Origin of the sequence: Amphritea sp., assembly GCF_050300915.1 — a bacterium.
In the GTDB taxonomy this organism is placed as follows: domain Bacteria; phylum Pseudomonadota; class Gammaproteobacteria; order Pseudomonadales; family Balneatricaceae; genus Amphritea.
Genome location: NZ_JBNKYN010000013.1, coordinates 42,359 through 61,628, shown reverse-complemented (window position 1 = coordinate 61,628; position 19,270 = coordinate 42,359). Strand labels below are relative to the sequence as shown.

The following is a 19,270-nucleotide window of genomic DNA, read 5'->3' as shown; positions in this document are numbered from 1 at the left end:
ACAGAGCCTGACCTGTTTTCCCACCTATTCAGGCATCATGGCAGAGGTGATTATCTGCATATCATGATCACTTATCTGAAACAGTCCAAAGCGGAATGGGTAGCCCCAGTTTTTCTTACCCGCAGAGAACTCCAGCTGCGCCAATAACGGCAGAATAGATATCTCCCGGGCATCAAACCAGCAGACATCCCGTCGAAATGGCTGAAACCCAGCGCCCATATCAACCTGATAGGGCTCTCCCGGTTTAACGACCCCGATAGCGGTAAACGCCTGTAGCCTGGTTTTACTGCCCATTGCCTCGGCAGGTGAATAATAAACCACAGAATCCCCCGGCCTGATCCGTTTTAACGGAGCCGCTTTGCCGTGGCAGACCTGCATAAACCCACCTGAGCGTCCCGTTCGGACATGATCTGCTGAGGCCACGGCAATCCAGTTACGACTCATGATGCAGCAGGGGAGAAAACTCTGAGGCGGTTGCCATCCGGGTCCAGGGCAACAAAGGTATAGCCGAATTCCATGGCTGTCGGCTCCTGTATCATCCTTAGCCCGCGATCTTTCCAGTCACTGTAGGTGTTGCCGACGGCGGCCTTGTCGGGCAGTGGAAAGGCGATCTCTCCGCTGACACCCAGCGTCTCTATGGCAGGTTGTACGTCCTGTTGCTGCCACAGACCAAACTTCATGCCGCTATCTAACACAAACATGGCAAAGAGAGGTGAATGTTCTACCGGGGATTTTTCCAGCAGTGCGCTATAAAACTCAACACTACGGGATGGGCTTTCGACATATAAGATAATAAAGTTGCTATCTGGCATGACAATATCCTTGTGTAATTAAACAGAGTGGGGGGCTTTTGGCACCCGACATCTATAGGATATAGAAGCGTACTGTCAGTTTTTGTCAGCAGTGTTTTTGAAGCAGATACTTTTTTAACACGCTTTTTGTGATGCGCTTATTGCGAAGGGATGTTTTCTGCTTTACGCCACTCATTGAGTAATTGTCGGCGACGGCGGGGATAGTGCTCTTCATGCACCTCCAGCTGTAAAATTCTATCGATCCGGAAATGACGGAAGCTCTGACGCAGCTCGCACCATCCGGCTAGCACCTGAAGATTATCGAAATAACCCAGTGCAAATGGCCAGATTGTCCGGGTTGATTGCTGTTCTTTAAGATCAAGATAACGAATAGTGATTTTCTGTTCTGCGCGGATTGCCTGGCGAATCTGCGGAAATTCTGGAGGCTTAGCCGCAGGTTCTTTTGACGAACCGATAAACAGCGTATTTTCATCCAGTGCATGTTGCAGATCCTTCGGCAGTACTGACGCTATTTTTACCAGCGCACTCCGGGCGCTGTCACTCAGGTCAGAATCGGTACGACTTGCCACCCAGCGGGAGCCCAGAACCAATGCTTCCAACTCTTCTTCGGTAAACATCAGGGGAGGGAGCATAAAGCCGGGTTTCAGCACATAACCCAGTCCTGGCTCCCCCTCAATACTGGCTCCCTGTTGCTGCAAACTGGCGATATCGCGATAGAGTGTCCGCAGACTGATCCCCAGGGTTTCAGCCAGCTGATAACCGGGTGCAGGATAGCGATAACTGCGTAACAGATGGATCAGTTTGAGTAAGCGTTGAGAGCGTGACACGGGGTGGGTCCTATTCAAAAAACAGAGTTTGTCAGTATAGCGATATACTGACAGAAAATGACAGTGTTGGTTTTATTACGTGCTTTTAGTTATTCACAGAAACAGGGATAAACAGCTCGCTAGATACCGGTTATGACGGAATATTTAATCTCTAATTTACATTAGGTAAGTAGTTTATTTTATTGTTTATAAATAACTATTGTATTTATTTTATTGTATCCATCTGATCAGGCTGTACGCTAAGCCCTGACGATCGGCAGCTGATTCCAGCGGGTTGTATAGGCCGGGGATAGTTTGTTGCGCTGCATCTGCCAGCCACTGCTGAGCATCTCTCCGGCAAAGCGAACCTGACCCCGACCGCTACGGTTAATATTGTCGACAGCCTGCATCAGCCGCATCGCAGCAGGTGATTCCGGCGCATCAAACAGAGAGGGCTGAAAGTGCCCTGGCAGGTAGAGATCAGACAGCATAATACCGGCTTTCATATAGCGATGGCCCGGCTGCCAGATCGACTGCAGTAAGCTGAGTGCCGTGGCGGTCAGTCGCCGGGAGTCCGCACTGGGGACACTCAGAATGCGACTGGCACTGTTGCTGTAGAACCCCTCATGCTGACTATGGGGGTTGGTGCGGATAAACACCGTTACTACTCTGGCCAGGCTGTTTTGTTGCCGTAGTTTGGCTGCGGCCTGCGCCGAATATTGGGCGATGGCCGAGCGCATATCGTTAAACGCGGATATGCGGTGAGCAAATGAGCGACTGCAGAGAATCTGCTGACGGGGTGGCGGACACGCTTCCAGTTCCATGCAGGGCAGCCCATTGAGTTCCCGCACAGTCCGCTCCAGAGTGACCGAGTAGTGATTACGAACCCAGGAGGGAGAGCAATCTGCCAGCGCCAGCGCGGTGCTGATCCCTTGCTGCTCAAGGCGGCGTGATAAGCGCCTTCCTACGCCCCAGACCTCCCGTAGCGGCATCAGCTTCAATAGTTTGCGTTGTCGTTGCGGCTCGCTCAGATCCACCACTCCCTGCGTGGCTGAATACTGTTTGGCGGCATGATTAGCCAGCTTTGCCAGGGTTTTGGTTGGCGCGATCCCCACTGAGACATGGATGCCGGTATATTGATAGACCCGCTGCTTTAACTGTAATCCGTATTCCAGCAGCGAGAAATTGGCTTCCAGTCCGCTCAGATCAAGGAATGCTTCGTCAATTGAATAGATCTCTACTGCGGGCGCTTCTTGCTCCAGAACGCTCATTACCCGGGCCGAGATATCACCATAAAGTGCATAGTTGGAGGAGAATACCGCCATATTTTCCCGGTCGATCTGTTCCTGCACCTGAAACAGCGGTACCGCCATTTTAATCCCCAGTCGTTTCGCTTCAGCGCTTCGGGCCACGACACAACCATCATTATTAGAGAGCACCACAATGGGACGCCCCTCCAGATCAGGCCGGAACAGTCGCTCACAACTGGCGTAGAAGTTATTGCAGTCGACCAGGGCAAACACCGGATAACTAGCCTCGCTGTCGCACAGAGTGGATCACGGTGGTTACAACACCAAACAGCTCCAGCGTACTCTCCGGGCCAAAATGGATTGGAGTGTAAGCAGGATTGTGCGCCAGTAACTGCAGTGCAGGGCGGGTGCGCAGCTCTTTGACGGTAAACTCACCATTAACGCAGGCGATCACAATATCGCCATCCACCGCTTTCAGTGACCGGTCAACCACCAGAATATCACCGGAAAAAATGCCAACTCCCTGCATTGAGTCGCCCTCGGCGCGGACAAAGTAGGTTGCCGCCGGATGGCGAATGCAAAGCTCATTCAGATCCAGAGTTCTGTCAATATAATCCTGCGCAGGCGAAGGAAATCCGGCCGTCACTGAGTGCATAAACAGCGGTAGCGCAACAGATGAAGCGGGGGACAGATAGCGCCCCAGTAAGGTAATAGTCATAGCAAAAAGATGCTCTACTGTATATATAAACAGTATAGTAGTGGCGAATTACCACTGAGTAAAGCAAATATAGCTTTTCAGGATTAAAAATACACAATACGTAATATGTATTTATAGTACATGCTCTGCACCTGGCTTTGTAAAGAAAGCAGGATTGACAGTTATGCCATAATCGTTTCTTTTGAGAGCTATGGTAGACTGCTGCTGTTTAGCGGACTAATGGAGAGGAATGCGTGCCAAAAGAGAGGGTTCTGGTTACCGGAGGAGCGGGCTTTATAGGAAGCAATCTTATCCATAATCTAGTAAATAATTTTGATTGTGAAATAACGGTTATCGATAATTTATTATCCGGACGTATAACGAATATTAGTGATTGTCCTGATATAAATTTCATTGAAGCTGACATCTGTGATTTTGACTTTTCATTGCTTAAAAACCAGGACAAGATCTACCATCTTGCCTGTCTTGCATCACCCCCTCAATACCAGAAAAACTCGATACAAACGCTTGATACTTGCTATATCGGAACCAAAAACGTCTTGAATTTTGCCATGAAGTGCGGGGCGCCCCTGTTATTCAGCTCAACATCTGAAGTCTATGGAGACCCCTTAGTACACCCTCAGGCAGAGGGTTATTTTGGTAATGTATCAACACTCACGCCTCGTGCTTGTTACGATGAAGGAAAAAGGATCGCGGAAACTCTTTGCTATGAATACAGCGATAGAGTGGAGGTTAAAATAGCTAGAATATTTAACACTTATGGACCGGGAATGTGCCCTGAAGATGGGCGCATTATTTCTAACTTCATAAACCAGGCATTGAACGGAAAGCCACTAACCATTTATGGAGATGGTTCGCAAACCCGCTCTCTCTGCTATGTATCAGACACTGTTAAAGGCCTGATGAAATATATGGAGCGTGATTGCGGTCCTATTAACGTAATAAATATCGGTCATGATAATGAGCTGACGGTTTCAGAAATAGCAGGTGTTATTCAGCGACTGCTGGGGCGGCCGGAAGAGATTGAGTACTATCCCTTGCCTGAAGCAGACCCTAAGCAACGAAAAGCCGATATCAGCAAAGCTAAAGAGCTACTCGATTGGATGCCATGTACTGACCTGGAGGGAGGTTTGCTCAAAACTATTGATTACTTCATGAAGTGTCAAATTCAGACCAGAGAAGTGTCGTAATTTTTGCCGGGCAAGAAATGCTATGTTGATATCAGTACTTATAAATAATTACAACTACGGACATTTTTTGATTGAGGCAGTTAATTCGGTGCTATCTCAGACATATACAAAATGGGAACTTATTATTGTCGATGATGGTTCAACCGACGACTCTCATTCAATTATTAAAGCGATTGCGGAAAAAGACCCGAGAATTCGTGCAGTCATTCAGGAAAATGGGGGGCAGGCTGCCGCTTTTAATGCCGGGGTAAAAAATGCTACAGGGGAGGTTATGACCTTCCTTGATGCAGATGACCTGTACAAACCAGATTATCTGCAAAAGATCTATGAGGTATACAGCGCTATACCTGAGTGCGATTTTCTCTATACCGGACTCGAAAAGTTTGGCTTGGAGGAGGAGGTTGTATACCCATTTAACATGACCGAACTAACTGACTTAGGGTTTAGTAATCTGTTGGTATTGGCCAGAGAAATCAGTATTGGCGAACCAACATCAGTAATGTCTATTCGGGCAAAAGCGGCACATCAGATATTTCCGCTGCCATTTGTCAGTGATTGGAAGATTAGTGCCGATAATGCACTATGCCTTGCCAGTTCACTTGCATTGCATCGTAAATTTTGCCTTCCAGAACCCCTGATGAGATACCGTATTCATGGGGGGAACCACTATGCAGGTGTGCATCAGAGTAGTGATCGTGTCTATAAAGACAGAATGATCAGGGAGCGCTTAAAAGCTGAATATTACGATCGTTTTAAATACGGAAACAAGCCGCCCATTGGACGAACATGGGCCGACCAGTTTGTAGATGAAGCGGCCACCGGCAATAAACCATACGCCATGCTAAGACGATATGCAGGCGTGTTTAATGATCCTAAGGTGCGCCTGCAACAACCCAACTTAAATCTGTTTAAGCGCTGGAAGTACAAAAAACAAATTAAGACTATTATGGGAAAAATATAAGGAATATAAAATCAGCTCAGCATTTCGTGTAGTTAGCCTAAGCTAACAATATCTGCCTTTGCTAGGTTAATTTTCGCAGCCGGTAAATTATGAGCAGCCCCTCATTTTTCAGAAATATTCAGTTCCTGTTGATCACCCAGTGTGGCTGATATCTGCTCTTTATCGTAGGTTGGACGTTAATGTGTAGCGGCAGATCTCAGAGGAATATAAGCAGGAAACGAGGGTAGTATACCCCCCCGAAATACCCAATAAACAAAAGCTATCAAGAGTTAATATGATTTATTGGATATTAATGTATCTATCTGTTTATTAATGAGTAATAGATAGCATCAAGGCAGGTGTTATGCAGCATTTTGTCTGTTTTAATCCTCGATAGTTTAACGCCTGAAATAGAGTGGCGGACTTTCAGAGTGTGCTGAATTATTAACGCTTTTTACGTTGTTGAGCGCTTGTTGAAAGTGCTCTTTCACCAACAGGTGTAAGACGGTAACGATAGCGGGTTAGCATGATGGGGAGCATGGTCGATCTGACCGTTTCAATCAGGCCTTTGGTTACTAAAGGCTGCAATTCAGATGGCATAAGAGAGACGTTATCAAAATCACCATGTCGCACTTTTTCCAGCAATCTCATCTCATTCACTGTAACGATGGAGTTCTGTTTCATCGGATTCTCCCTGGCATACCGTTATACAGTCAGGAGTCATGTTTTCTTTTTACCAGCAGTGTCTTTACCTGTTTTGCTGCTCTACAGCGGCGGTTTTTCTATGCCGATGAAGCGGTAACCAACCCCTGCCTCGGTTTCAATATAGTGGGGGCTGGTAGGGTCATCCTCCAGTTTACTCCGCAACCGTCCGATAAAAATACGCAGGTAGTGGGTATCCTTGGTATGGTGGGCGCCCCAGATCTCTTTCAGCAGATGCTGCTGGGTGAGAATACGGCCCGGGTAACTGATCAGCATCTGCAGCAGTTCGAACTCTTTTTTCGAGAGATGCACATCTTCCTGATTGAGCGTGACTTTGCGATTGAGCAGATCGACTACAAGGCGACCATCATTATAGCCGGTGGGTGGCACCTCAATGCCGGAGAATGTGCGCAGCACCGCCCGAATCCGTGCCAACAGCTCATTGACGCCAAAGGGTTTTTCAACATAGTCGTTGCAGCCGCTATCGAGAGCCATCACTTTTTCCCGCTCGCTGTCACGTACCGAGAGCACAATGACCGGCCCTTTAAAAAAGTCGCGGAGGCTTTTTAATACCTCCTGACCATCCATATCGGGCAGTCCCAGATCGAGAATAATCATATCCGGTGCGTCCAGTGCTGCCGCTTTAAGGCCTTTAGCGCCATCCTCTGCTTCAAGAATAGCGTAGCCCTGCGAACTGAGGCTGATATTCAGGAAGCGTCGAATTTGTGGCTCGTCATCAATTACCAGTATACGTGTCATCTTCGTCGCTCTTTGAGGGTAGTTGAGTTTCAGAAAGAGGCAGGGATAGCCTCAGAGTGGTTCCAAAGGCCGGGCCGCTTTCATGCACCGCAGCACTGCCACCATGTGCCCCAAGAATGCCCTGACAGATTGCCAGCCCCAGCCCGGTGCCTGCCGGATACTGATCACCGTGTGCCATGGTAAAAAACATATCAAAGATACTGTCCCAGGATTCCAGAGGTATCCCCGGGCCCTCGTCATGTATGTCGATGTGCAGTTGGCTATCTGCAGTAAATGCGCTGACCGTGATCGCGCTACCCTGAGGCGCAAAACGGATCGCATTTTCCAACACGTTAAACAGCGCCTGTTCAATCAGCGCCGGATGCACATAGAGTAGCGGCATCTCGGGTGGCAGGTTGATATTCACGCTGACTTCCTGCAGTAGCGGCTTGCTACGTTTGATAACCACACTGAGAATATCATCAAGCCCCACCCAATCGCGGTCCAGTGTCAGTTCACCATGCCCTAGGCGGGTCATGTCGAGCAGCTTCTGGATATAGCGATTTAACCGTTGAGCTTCACTGAGAGTATTGTGTAATAGCTCATCCTGCTGAGACGGGTCTAAAGCTTCCTTCAGCTCAATCAGGCTGGAAACCGAGCCAATCATGGTTGCCAGCGGGGTACGCAAGTCATGGGATATGGAGGAGAGCAACGCTGAGCGCAGCTGCTCCCGCTCTTTAACCGTAACCTCCTGCTGCAACGTCTGGCTGACCACGACTCGGCTCCAGGCCAGCCGTGCAAGCCCGATAAAGCCATCCAGCCCAAAGCGCTGCCAGGGGGTCAGCGGCGAGGTGAGCGTGACTTTAAGCAGGCCCATACAGCTGCCGTGGCTGTTAAACGCGAGCAGCAGTTGCGTTTCATCTTCGCGAATAACGACCTCTGCAGGGGTATGTGCGATATCAGGGGATTCAAGTTGATACTCAGCAATAAGCCCGGCCAGCGCTTCGTTGCCCTGAATATATTTCTGACAGACAAAAGCAAAACTATGAGTCAGATGCTGGGCCAGTGCTTTAATCACAGAGGGGCAGTTAATGCAGGTAAACAGCTCCTGCGCCAACAACATCTGTTGCTGATTCCAGCGGCTGCTATCCTCCAGCGCGATCACTTTCTCCCGTAAACGTGCTGCCAGATGTCCGGTGACTACAGCCACCAGAACCAGCAGGCTGACAGTGAGAATATCTTCCCGGTGCACCATGAGAAAGGTGAAATGAGGTTCGGTGTGAAAGAAGTTGTAGGCCAGGAAGCTCAGCAGGGCGCAGATCAGTGCCGGTTTAACCCGCGTCGTCACGGCGGTCAGCAGCACTCCGGCCAGATAGATCATGGCAAAATTGGCTTTGGGCAGAACCGGTGAGAGAAACCAGGCGATCAGTGTTACCACCAGCGGTGCCAGCCAGGGTAGAACCCAGGGCAAATAACGTTCACGAATATTTGCTAATCCCATGATTTAATTATCCTTTCCAGAAAACTGGTGAGAATAGCACTATAACGGTGAGCAGCTCCAGGCGTCCCAGGATCATAGCAAAAGAGAGGATCCATTTAGCCAGGTCGGGCAGCGGCTTAAAACTGCCCGCCGGGCCAATAATATCCCCCAGTCCCGGGCCGACATTAGTCAGGGCCGTGGCTGCTCCGGTAAAACTGGTGACAAAATCAACGCCAATGGCCGTCAGCAACAATGTAGTGATGGCCAGGGTAAGGAAGAACATAAAGGAGAACGCCACCGCCGAAAAGATGATGTCATCGTGCACTAGCTTGCCGTTGTAATGAATGGCAAATACGCCGCGGGGGTGAACCAGCTTACGGAACTGATCCGCCAGGAAGGAGAATGAGAGCTGAAAACGGAATATTTTCATCCCCCCGGCGGTAGACCCGGAACAGCCGCCGATAAAGGTAACAATAAAAAACATCGCGATGCTGAACTCGCCCCACAGGGTATAGTCTGACGATGCATAACCGGTGGTTGTAATCACCGAAGTCACATTAAACGCAGTATGGGTCAGGGCGTCGAAAAACGGCATGCTGCCGGTAATCATTAGTTGCGCGGTCAGAATAAGCACCAGGCCCGCAACGATGGCTAAAAACCCCTTAACCTGTTGATCCTGCAGACTCTTGAAGGAGGGGTTGACCAGAAAACGAATAAACAGCGTAAACGGCAGACCACCCAATAACATAAAGAACACAGAAACCCAGAGAATCATCGGACCAAACCGCCCCATGGAGCGGTCATCGGTGGCATAGCCGCCGGTGGACACCGTGGTAAGTGCATGATTGATCGCATCGAAAGTGTTCATTCCCGCAGCCCAGTAACTCAGAGCACAGAGGGTTGTAATCAGCAGATAGCTGAATAGCAGGGTTCTGGCCAGTTCATGAAAACGGGGCAGGGACTTTTCGGCCCAGTCTGATGACTCTGTCTGGAACAGGCGCATACCACCGATGCGCAGGAAGGGCAGAATCGTTACCGCCATTCCGATAACCCCCAGTCCGCCGAGCCATTGCAACAGTGAGCGCCACAACAACAGACTGGGGGGCAGATCCTGCAAACCACTCAGCACCGTAGAACCGGTGGTGGTAATACCCGAGACCGACTCAAACACGGCGTCAGAGAGTGACAGCGGATGGTGGCAGAGCATCAGCGGCAGCGCGCCCAGAAATGACAACAGCATCCAGCTACTCGTGGTTAACAGGTAGAGTTGTCGTGACGTGAGGGTGAAAGATGAGGCCCTGAACAGCAGAATCAGAAGAATACCCAGCATCGTACTGAGTCCGGCAGACAGCAGAAACGGAACCAGCTCCGGGTCATGGCTGATTAGAAAAGCATAGCCCGCCGGTATCAGCATCAGCGCGGCCATGATCAATGACAATACCCCGCAGACGTATAAAACCGGGCGAAAGAGCTTAATCATTGCGGTGTCACCTCAAAAATCCATGATCTGATTATCGGCTGGAACGCTGTAAATATTCGATGCCAAATATGCATAGAGGCGTAAAATTTCCGTAAAAAAGTCTATAAAAACGGTCAGAGTGAGATTCTGTCCCTACCTGGATTTAATAATCTAGCCCTGTATCATGACAGGCGTTTGATTTAGCCTATGATGACATAGCCACTGTGGACACAGGCACTCTCATCCTGCCAGTACTCTTACAGATATAACAACCCAATCCTTATACATCAGGTAAAAAGATTCAATGAGAAGCTACCAGGACTCTGCTGCAAATATGAGTGGCGCAAATATGAAAGGGTGCCTCTTTATGCTCCTGGCGATGGCGGCATTTTCGCTGGAGGATATGTTCATAAAAAGTGCCGTTGAGGTTGTGCCGCTTGGATATGCGGTGCTTGCGTTTGGTATAGGCGGTGCGTTGGTATTCCTCGGCCTGATGAAATCCAGAGGCGAGTCTACGGTGCCGCCGGATATTCTCAGTAAAGCGATGCTGGTTCGGGTTATTTGTGAAATTGTCGGCCGCTCATTTTTTGCCCTTGCCATCATCTTAATGCCACTCTCCAGCGCCTCAGCCATATTGCAGGCAACCCCGTTGGTGGTGGTGTTGGGTGCCGCGATATATATGAATGAAAAGATCTCCGCAGCGCACTGGATAGCAATATTTGCAGGCTTTGTTGGCGTACTGATGATTGTCAGACCCGGCCCTGGTGACTTTAATCCCGCTTCACTGTTTGCGGTGGCCAGCACTCTGGGCTTTGCCGGTCGGGATCTTGCTACCCGGGCGGCGTCACCAAGACTCTCCAATTTTCAACTGGGTTTCTATGGTTTTCTGGTGCTGATAGCCTCAGGTGGATGTCTCTCTCTGTTTGAAGATAACGCGTTTGCCATCGACGCTGACTCGGCGTTAAAGATAGCCGGGGCTATCCTGTTTGGAGTGATTGCATATAACGCGCTGACGATTGCAATGCGCTCCGGCGCGGTCTCTGTGGTCGCCCCGTTTCGTTACTCCCGGGTGATCTTTGCACTGATTCTGGGGGTGGTTATTTTTGATGAACAACCGGATCTGATGACCCTGTCGGGCACCTTAGTGATCGTTGTCAGTGGTACCTACATTCTCTATAGCCGTCGCTTAAAGCGAGTCATCGTTGGCCGCAGTTAAAAAACCAACAAGATAAAGCCCCGAGCGTTTTGTTTTTTTCTGCGTGGTCTATAGTGCCTAAACAGCTCTGTGCTCCTTAAGTAAAGTGAGCATCAGAAAATAGCAGGTCGCATCACGATCAGGAGGCAACATGAATAACTGCAGCGATAACGACTCTCTCGCCAAGATTAATATTCCTCAGGAAGCCTTCGACTGGTATGACGAGTATGCCCATGGCGATATTGATCGGCGCACCTTCCTGAAGCGCCTGGCCACTCTGGGGATTGCCGGGCTGACACTGAGCACGCTATCGGGGGTGCTTATTCCTGATTACGCACTGGCCGAGCAGGTGTCGTTCAACGATCCGGATATTAAAGCCAGTTATCTGGAGTTTGCTGCCCCGGAAGGGCATGGAAAAGGGCGGGGGTATCTGGTTGTACCCGCGGGCGTGAGTGCAGAGAATCCAGCACCGGCGGTACTGGTGGCTCATGAAAATCGTGGGCTGAACCCCTATATCGAAGATGTTGCCCGGCGTCTGGCAAAAGCCGGCTTCGTCGCGTTTGCCCCCGATGCGTTGTATCCGTTAGGCGGCTATCCCGGTAATGATGATGACGGCCGGGCGATGCAGAAAACCCTGGAGCGCAATAAAATTGAGGGGGATTTCGCCGGGGCAGCCCGGATGCTGAAAGCACATCCGCTGACGACCGAAAAGCTGGGGATGGTGGGCTTCTGTTTTGGTGGTTATCTGACCAATCAGATGGCGGCGATGCTGCCGGATATTATTGATGCTGCCGCACCATTTTACGGCACCCCGCCACAAAACCCTGTGGCTGATATCAAAGCTCCGCTGCAACTGCATTTTGCCGGTCTGGATAAGCGGGTTAATGGTTACTGGCCGGAGTATGAAGCGGCGCTGAAAGCGGCAAAAACCGATTACACTGCGTTCTTCTACCCCGATGTAAACCACGGTTTCCATAACGATTCGACAGCCCGCTATGATGAAAAAAGTGCGGAACTGGCCTGGAGCAGAACGCTGGAGTTTTTTAAACAGCATCTGAGTTAAAAGAATAACGGTCGAAAATAGCGTAAGCCCCTGACTCCAGGGGCTTTAAGAGATCACAGAAAAGGCCTGCAATCTCGCATAAGTGAAAACCGCAAACCTTTCCTGCTTTTTTCCGCGATGTTTGCTTAAGTCAGATCCGTCAACATAGCGTTAAGGCGTTTCTGTGCAGGCTCACCTAAGGGTAACAGTGGTCTTCGGGGGGCTCCCACACTAACGCCCTGAAGGGCAAGTCCGGATTTAACCGCCGCAGCCAGCCCCGAAGTCACGATAAACTCAAGAAAGGCATACTGCTGATAAAACAGTTCACGGGCTGTTTCATTTTTACCCTCTTTAACCGCCTCAAACAGCTGCTTTGGCTGATCACCAATCAGGCAGGGGGCTGCCGTACACCAACCGCTTGCTCCCGCATTGAGTGCTTCCAGTGCCATGTGATTACAGCCGTTAAAAAAGGGCACCTTACCATCAGACAGCGTGAAGATTTTATGCATGCGCTGTATATCGCCGGTGCTTTCCTTGATCATGCACGCGTTGGGGATATTCGCGACCATGCTCAGCATGAATTCCGGCGACATATCAACACCGCAGGTTGCGGGGTTGTTGTAGATCATGATCGGCAACGGCGTGGCGTTTGAGACGGTTTCGTAGTGCCGAAAGATCTCATCCTCACTCAGCTTATAGTAAGAGAAGGGGGAGAGCATGATCATGTCTGCCCCGATACTGTGAGCATGTCTGGCGTATGTTACCGCCTGTTCCGTTGTAAGTTCGGCAATGCCGATAACAACAGGCACCTTTCCGGCAACATGCTTCACGGTATAGTCGGCAACCTGCTGCCATTCCGCTTCGCTCAGATAGGCCGCTTCACCGGCACTGCCTAAGGCAGCGATGCCATCGACCAGGGCTTCGAGTAAAATATCGATGACGACACCCAGCTTGTCGAGATCAACGCTTTTGTTGTCATGGTTAAATGGCGTAACCGGATAACCAATAATGCCTGATAAGTTCATACATTTTCCTCATATACAGTCGTTGTGGTGTTTCAGGGCCTGCCTGACGTAGTAGGCAAAATTGACCTTGTTTCGTTTATCTGTAGAGACCCAGTCATGCGCCTCCTGAGCCAGCTCATGAGGCAGTGGTCTGACCTCACCCGCAGCCATAGCCAATAACTGAAGTTTTGCCGCCCGCTCAATCAGAATGGCCAGGTTGCACGCTTCTTCGATAGTGCGGCCGGTGACAAGCTGGCCATGATGAGCGAGAAATACTGCGCGGTTACTCCCCAGTGCCGCAGAAATTAACGTGCCTTCTTCATTGCCAACAGGCACGCCCGGCCAGTCCGGCACAAAAGAGCAATCGTTGTACAAACCACAGGTGTCCATTTGTGAAATAACTAATGGCACCTCCAGCATGGACAGGGCAGCAACATAGGTCGGGTGTGTATGAATGATGCAGTTAACCTCCGGGTGCTCATGATAGATCCAGGTATGAAAACGGTTGGCTGGATTGGCCATACCTTCACCGTTCAGCGGTTTCAGATCCTGGTCGACAGCGATCAGGTTCTGGGCGGTAATTTCGTCAAAGCCCAAACCAAACCGCTGCGTCAGAAAGGTATCTGGATGGTCACTCCTGCAGGTGATCTGTCCGGCCAGGCCGGAATCATGGCCTTTATCGAACAGGATGCGACAGGTCAGCGCGAGTTTTTCACGATCGCTCAGATCTATATCCTGAATGTGCCGGTGCATATCGCTTTGAGCGTTCCGCATCAGCTCCTTTTTTGTCCGGGTCGCTGTCTTCAATGGTTTTCTCCTTAGTCTTTACTTTGACAATGGGAGAAAGGTATCGCTAAACTGGACCTTAAATAAGATCCAGTTTTAATAGCTTTACTGGTCCAGAAAGAGGGGAAGGGGATGTTAAGACCATGGGATATGCAGTTCTGGCTGGAAGAGCCTTCTGGCAAAACCCTGCATTCCAAGCTCCTGAACAAACTGACGACTGATATCAAAGAGGGGCGTATAGCACCTGGCAGCCTGCTTCCCGGAACCCGTTCGTTAGCAAAACAACTGGGGATTAATCGAAAAACAGTCCAGCAGGTGTACGAAGAACTGGAAGTCCAGGGGTGGCTGGTCTCGCGCTACAGGTCTGGCACATTTGTTTCTGAGACCCTGCCAGAGCAGGGTCTGTCTGCCTCCGATAAACGTCTGGTAAACAGCACTCAGAAGACCAGACCAACCTCCGAACTGGTTGAAACCCTCTATCAGGATGCTGTCAGTTCTTTTAGCGAAATACAGGTGACCAATGACGGCACCCCGGACTCCCGGCTGATTCCGTATGAGTTACTCGCCAGAACCTACCGGCGGGTGTGTGTCGATCTTAGCCGTCGTTCAAAACTGGGATATGGCGACCCCAGAGGCACTGTCGAACTACGCAGTTCGGTGGCGAAAATGTTATGCGGTGACCGGTTTATGAATTGCTCTGCCGCAGAGATTTGCATCGTCAGGGGCAGTCAGATGGGTATTTACCTCGCCTCCAGGGTGCTGGACCCGAACAAGGGCGCCATCATCATGGAAGATCTCTGCTATCTACCCGCGAAAGCCGCCTTTGAGTCGAATGGTTTTAAGGTGCTGAAGTGCAGGCTGGATCACCAGGGGCTGGACATAAACCATCTGCGGCAGCTCTTAGCGGAACATCCGGTTGCCGCCCTCTATGTAACCCCCCACCATCAATATCCAACCACCGTCTGCTTACCTATGGAGAGGCGGCTGGCTCTGTTAGAGCTGTCCAAAGAGTTCCGCTTTGCGGTACTGGAGGACGATTATGACCATGAATTTCACTATGAGACGAATCCTATTCCGCCGCTTGCCAGTCTGCCTAATTCGGAGAACGTCGTACATATAGGCTCGATGTCAAAGGTGTTTGCCCCGGGACTGAGGCTTGGCTACATTGCTGCAGATATTCAGTTTATAGAAAGAGTGGCACAAGAGGTTGTACTGATTGACAGGCAGGGCAACACATTATCTGAAATCGTGCTGGCGACGCTGATGGAATCAGGGGAGGTCAGGCGTCATATCCGCAAAACCAGAAAGCAGTATGAGTTGAGGAGAAACTTCGCCGCCGCAGAGTTTCTGCGGGTGTTTGGTGACAAGGTGACGTTTACTCTTCCGACAGGCGGTATGGCTATCTGGGTAGATATCTCTAAGCTTACCAAGGGCAAAAAGTTAACGGGCTTACCCGGTAAAGACTCAACCCTGAGTACCCTGTACACCGATGACGATATTGTATCGACGCATCTGCGGTTTGGATTCGGCGCCCTGAATACCGATGAGATCAGCCGCTCAGTCGAACAGTTATCTGAAACACTCTCAGATGGCTGATCCGGAGCATGACTCAGCTTAGCAGATACCGGGCCTGAAGCGATTAATGTCTGCTTTTTGCTAATAGCAATCCAGCGGACAACTGCGGTATAGTCAGCAGCCATAAAATGCAGGAGACTGAGTCAATCAGGATGTCCGGATTTACCGCCCGAAAACAGCTGCTCCGCCGGCTGGCATCAGTTGGGTTATACCGCTACAGTAGAATAATCTGAGGATGTGACTGTGATGATCAAAAAACAATCTATCGGGAGCTGCTCCGGTTTCCAGGTCTTACTTGATGCAGCCAGGGCCTGAGTTATTCTCTGAGTAAACAGCATGAAGCTAATATCTCCGTCTTTACGCTCTGCAACAACGCTGTTCATGGTATGTGTTTGACTGCGTCCTCATCATTAGTCAGAAAGGGCGTTATGAGCCGTGCAGTCATGTTCTGCCTGGCGTTGGTCTCCTTGTCATGGCCACCGTCCGCCGTTGCCGCCCTCTCATTATCGGAAAATGTTGTTGATCTGCAGCTGCGCTGGCACCACCAGTTTCAGTTTGCTGGCTATTATGCAGCCGTAGAGAAAGGCTTTTACAAAGAGGAGGGCATTGAGGTGCGGCTGCATGCTGGCGGTCCTGAGCATCAGCCCGTCCCGGAAGTTCTTTCAGGGAGAGCGCAATACGGTGAGGGTAACAGTGAAGTGCTCTTCCAGCGTTTGCAGGGGGAGCCGCTAGTTGCGCTGGCGGCGATATTTCAGCACTCCCCCTCAATTCTTCTCACGCTACAGCATTCAGAGATCAACTCTGTACATGACCTGATTGGCAAAAAAGTGATGCTGGCTGATAAAGACTCGGATGCTGACTTCATGACCATGCTGCTCAATGAGGGAGTATCCTTAGAGCAAGTTAACATCGTCCCCAGTAGCTATCAGCTGGATGATCTTATCTCCGGTAAGGTCGATGCGATCAATGCTTACAGTACAAATGAGCCGTACTTTCTGCAGCAGCACAATATTCCCTTCACCGTAATTGATCCGGTTTCATACCGGATTGACTTCTACAGCGATATTTTATTTACCTCCGAGAAAGAGCTGCGTGACTATCCAAAGCGGGTTGAAGCGATGCACCGTGCGACTTTAAAGGGCTGGCATTATGCGCTGGAGCACCCGGAAGAGATCATTGATCTTCTGATCAATAAATATCAGGTAGATAAAACTCGCGATCATCTGCAGTTTGAAGCCGACGAGATACGCAAGCTGATTTTTCCGGGGCTGATCGAAATCGGCCATATGAATCCTGGTCGCTGGCAACATATGGCTGATACGTTTGTGAAAGCCGGACTTGTTGATGATTCAGACGCGCTTGAGGGGTTTATCTACGATACCAGCCCCAGCCGTCTACCCGACTGGGTGCTGCCGATACTGATTACGGCATTTTTGCTGTTAGCTGCCGCCTGGTCCATTGCTTATTACCAACATCGCTTTAATCGGCGAATGGCTCTCGCGCAGGCCACACTAAGAGAGAGCGAAGAGCGCTTTAAAGCCCTTAGTCACGCGGTCTATGGTGGTATCGTTATTCACGATAAAGGGCTGATCCTCGAATGTAACAATGGTTTATCTGAGATAACAGGGTTTAGTTATCAGGAACTCATCGGCATGAACGGTCTTGAACTGATCGCCCCGGAGTATCTGGATACCGTCGTCAACAATATACGCAACGGTTATGACCGCAGTTATGAAGTGGTAGGTGTGCGCAAGGATCGCTCCACATACCCACTGGCGATAAAAGGTAAAAATATCACCTATAAGAACGGCCCAGCCCGGGTAATCGAGTTTTTAGATATCAGCGAAAGAAAAGAAGCAGAAGAGAAGCTCAGACTGGCCGCCAGCGTTTTCACCCATGCACGTGAGGGCATCATGATTACCGATGCCCTGGGTAATATTATCGAAGTCAACGATACCTTCAGCCATATTACCGGCTATAGTCGTAGCGAAGTACTGGGGAACAATCCACGGCTTCTCAAATCAGACCTGCACGATAAAGCATTTTATGCAGAGATGTGGGCCTCATTGCGGAATGAAAAACACTGGGTGGGGGAGCTGTGGAACCGGCGCAAAAACGGTGATCTCTTCGCTGAACTGGTGACGATCAGTGCCGTCTCTGATGCCCGTGGAGAGACCAGCAATTATGTCGCACTGTTCTCTGATATCACGCTGATGAAACAGCACCAGCAACAGCTTGAGCACATTGCCCATTACGATGCGCTCACCAATCTTCCCAATCGCGTACTCCTGGCTGACCGTCTGCATCAGGCGATGACTCAGAGTAAACGGCGTGAGCTCTTTCTGGCAGTCGTCTATCTGGATTTAGACGGTTTTAAAGCCATCAATGATGCTCATGGACACGACATGGGTGATGAGCTGTTGATTAAGCTGTCACAGCGGATGGGGGAGGTCCTGCGGGACGGCGATACGCTCGCCCGTATAGGCGGTGACGAGTTTGTCGCCGTGCTGGTTGATTTAGAACAGATGCAGGAATGTGAAGCGATATTAGAGCGTTTGCTCTCTGTCGCCGCTAGTCCGGTCACGGTCGGTGACGTAACCTTACAAATTTCCACCAGTATTGGTGCGACGATCTATCCGCAGGACGGAGCCGAAGCAGATCAGCTCATGCGTCATGCTGATCAGGCGATGTATGTGGCTAAGCAGCTGGGCAAGAATCGTTATCACCTGTTTGATGTCTTTCATGATGAGTCGGTCAAGACTCAGCGCGCCAGTATCGAACAGATAGAGTATGCCTTTGCTCAGCATGAGTTTCTCCTGTATTACCAACCCAAGGTAAACATGAGGACCGGCAAGGTTATCGGCGTGGAAGCCCTGATCCGCTGGCAGCACCCTGAACGAGGCATCGTCCTGCCCGGAGACTTTCTGCCGATCATTGAGAACCATCCGATCAGCCTTGAGATTGGGTCATGGGTGATTGATACCGTTCTGACTCAGATGTCAGAATGGCTCGCTGGCGGATTAACGATCCCTGTGAGCGTTAATGTGGATGCACTTCAGCTACAGCAGACAAACTTTCCTGTCCAACTGGCAGAAGCACTGGCCCGACACCCGGACATTGACCCCACCTGGCTGGAACTGGAGATACTGGAAACCAGTGCCCTGGGGGATATTGCTGATGTATCTGTCATCATGAATGCCTGCCGTGAAATTGGTGTGAGCTTCGCTCTGGATGACTTTGGTACGGGGTTTTCCTCGTTAACCTATCTGCAACGTTTGCCGGTAGACCTGTTGAAAATTGATCTTAGTTTCATCAAGGAGATGCTTGATAAGCCAGCGGATCGCGCAATTGTGATGGGAATCATTGGGCTTGCCGCAGCGTTTCGTCGTCAGGTGATCGCAGAGGGGATTGAGACCACAGCACACGGCACCCAGTTGTTAGCGATGGGCTGTGAGTTAGCGCAGGGCTATGGCATCGCCCGACCAATGCCTGCGGCCGAGATACCCGGCTGGATCGCCCGATGGCTGCCAGATGCTGAGTGGCAGCAATGAAGGAGATACACTAGTGTTGTCG

At 50.3% G+C, this 19,270-nt stretch carries 17 protein-coding genes; 6 read left to right on the top strand and 11 right to left on the bottom strand.

What is annotated here, in order from left to right; translation table 11 throughout:
- Positions 1 to 24: 24 nt before the first annotated feature.
- The 5 genes from ACQY8X_RS05575 to umuD all read right to left on the bottom strand — a co-directional run bounded on the left by ACQY8X_RS05575 (position 25) and on the right by umuD (position 3,586).
- Positions 25 to 444, bottom strand: a complete 420-nt coding sequence (locus tag ACQY8X_RS05575) for an EVE domain-containing protein (protein ID WP_428034160.1) — start codon at positions 442 to 444, stop codon at positions 25 to 27.
- The gene (locus tag ACQY8X_RS05570) at positions 441 to 812 is read right to left on the bottom strand and encodes a VOC family protein (protein ID WP_428034159.1); all 372 of its coding nucleotides are present in this window, start codon (positions 810 to 812) and stop codon (positions 441 to 443) included. Before ACQY8X_RS05570 ends, ACQY8X_RS05575 begins: the two co-directional genes overlap by 4 nt.
- 137 nt (positions 813 to 949) lie before the next feature.
- The gene (locus tag ACQY8X_RS05565) at positions 950 to 1,639 is read right to left on the bottom strand and encodes a helix-turn-helix transcriptional regulator (RefSeq protein WP_428034158.1); all 690 of its coding nucleotides are present in this window, start codon (positions 1,637 to 1,639) and stop codon (positions 950 to 952) included.
- 239 nt (positions 1,640 to 1,878) lie between these two features.
- Positions 1,879 to 3,141, bottom strand: a complete 1,263-nt coding sequence (gene umuC, locus ACQY8X_RS05560) for a translesion error-prone DNA polymerase V subunit UmuC (RefSeq protein WP_428034157.1) — start codon at positions 3,139 to 3,141, stop codon at positions 1,879 to 1,881.
- Positions 3,142 to 3,148: 7 nt separating this feature from the next.
- Positions 3,149 to 3,586: a translesion error-prone DNA polymerase V autoproteolytic subunit gene (gene umuD / locus ACQY8X_RS05555; RefSeq protein WP_428034156.1), complete on the bottom strand. Its 438-nt coding sequence runs from the start codon at positions 3,584 to 3,586 to the stop codon at positions 3,149 to 3,151.
- A gap of 233 nt (positions 3,587 to 3,819) precedes the next feature.
- Between umuD and ACQY8X_RS05550 the strand changes: the two genes are divergently transcribed.
- Entirely contained in the window at positions 3,820 to 4,776 is a 957-nt protein-coding gene (locus ACQY8X_RS05550) for an NAD-dependent epimerase/dehydratase family protein (RefSeq protein ID WP_428034155.1), read from the top strand.
- Between the two features lie 22 nt (positions 4,777 to 4,798).
- Positions 4,799 to 5,737, top strand: coding sequence for a glycosyltransferase family 2 protein (locus ACQY8X_RS05545; RefSeq protein WP_428034154.1), 939 nt, complete (start codon positions 4,799 to 4,801; stop codon positions 5,735 to 5,737).
- Positions 5,738 to 6,160: 423 nt separating this feature from the next.
- Here ACQY8X_RS05545 and ACQY8X_RS05540 read toward each other — a convergent pair whose 3' ends face one another.
- The 4 genes from ACQY8X_RS05540 to ACQY8X_RS05525 all read right to left on the bottom strand — a co-directional run bounded on the left by ACQY8X_RS05540 (position 6,161) and on the right by ACQY8X_RS05525 (position 10,116).
- Positions 6,161 to 6,400 (bottom strand): hypothetical protein, encoded by a 240-nt coding sequence (locus ACQY8X_RS05540; protein ID WP_428034153.1) that lies wholly within the window; start codon positions 6,398 to 6,400, stop codon positions 6,161 to 6,163.
- A gap of 81 nt (positions 6,401 to 6,481) precedes the next feature.
- Positions 6,482 to 7,177, bottom strand: coding sequence for a response regulator (locus ACQY8X_RS05535; RefSeq protein ID WP_428034152.1), 696 nt, complete (start codon positions 7,175 to 7,177; stop codon positions 6,482 to 6,484).
- Positions 7,155 to 8,657, bottom strand: coding sequence for a sensor histidine kinase (locus ACQY8X_RS05530; RefSeq protein ID WP_428034151.1), 1,503 nt, complete (start codon positions 8,655 to 8,657; stop codon positions 7,155 to 7,157). The genes ACQY8X_RS05535 and ACQY8X_RS05530 overlap by 23 nt, the downstream gene beginning before the upstream one ends.
- Before the next feature lie 7 nt (positions 8,658 to 8,664).
- A complete protein-coding gene (locus tag ACQY8X_RS05525) occupies positions 8,665 to 10,116 on the bottom strand; it encodes a TrkH family potassium uptake protein (protein WP_428034150.1) in 1,452 nt (483 codons plus the stop codon).
- Between the two features lie 313 nt (positions 10,117 to 10,429).
- Here ACQY8X_RS05525 and ACQY8X_RS05520 point away from each other — a divergent pair, with 313 nt between their 5' ends.
- Positions 10,430 to 11,311 carry a DMT family transporter gene (locus tag ACQY8X_RS05520; RefSeq protein WP_428034149.1) on the top strand — a complete coding sequence of 294 codons (882 nt, stop codon included), beginning with the start codon at positions 10,430 to 10,432 and terminating at the stop codon, positions 11,309 to 11,311.
- 130 nt (positions 11,312 to 11,441) lie between these two features.
- Positions 11,442 to 12,353, top strand: coding sequence for a dienelactone hydrolase family protein (locus ACQY8X_RS05515; RefSeq protein ID WP_428034148.1), 912 nt, complete (start codon positions 11,442 to 11,444; stop codon positions 12,351 to 12,353).
- A 125-nt stretch (positions 12,354 to 12,478) separates the two neighbouring features.
- On the opposite strand, the gene ACQY8X_RS05510 is transcribed toward ACQY8X_RS05515, so the two are convergent.
- Positions 12,479 to 13,357, bottom strand: a complete 879-nt coding sequence (locus ACQY8X_RS05510) for a dihydrodipicolinate synthase family protein (RefSeq protein ID WP_428034147.1) — start codon at positions 13,355 to 13,357, stop codon at positions 12,479 to 12,481.
- 9 nt (positions 13,358 to 13,366) lie between these two features.
- Entirely contained in the window at positions 13,367 to 14,143 is a 777-nt protein-coding gene (locus tag ACQY8X_RS05505; protein WP_428034146.1) for an aldolase, read from the bottom strand.
- A gap of 111 nt (positions 14,144 to 14,254) precedes the next feature.
- Here ACQY8X_RS05505 and ACQY8X_RS05500 point away from each other — a divergent pair, with 111 nt between their 5' ends.
- Positions 14,255 to 15,718, top strand: a complete 1,464-nt coding sequence (locus ACQY8X_RS05500; RefSeq protein WP_428034145.1) for a PLP-dependent aminotransferase family protein — start codon at positions 14,255 to 14,257, stop codon at positions 15,716 to 15,718.
- A gap of 407 nt (positions 15,719 to 16,125) precedes the next feature.
- Entirely contained in the window at positions 16,126 to 19,248 is a 3,123-nt protein-coding gene (locus tag ACQY8X_RS05495; protein WP_428034144.1) for an EAL domain-containing protein, read from the top strand.
- The last annotated feature ends 22 nt before the right edge of the window (positions 19,249 to 19,270 follow it).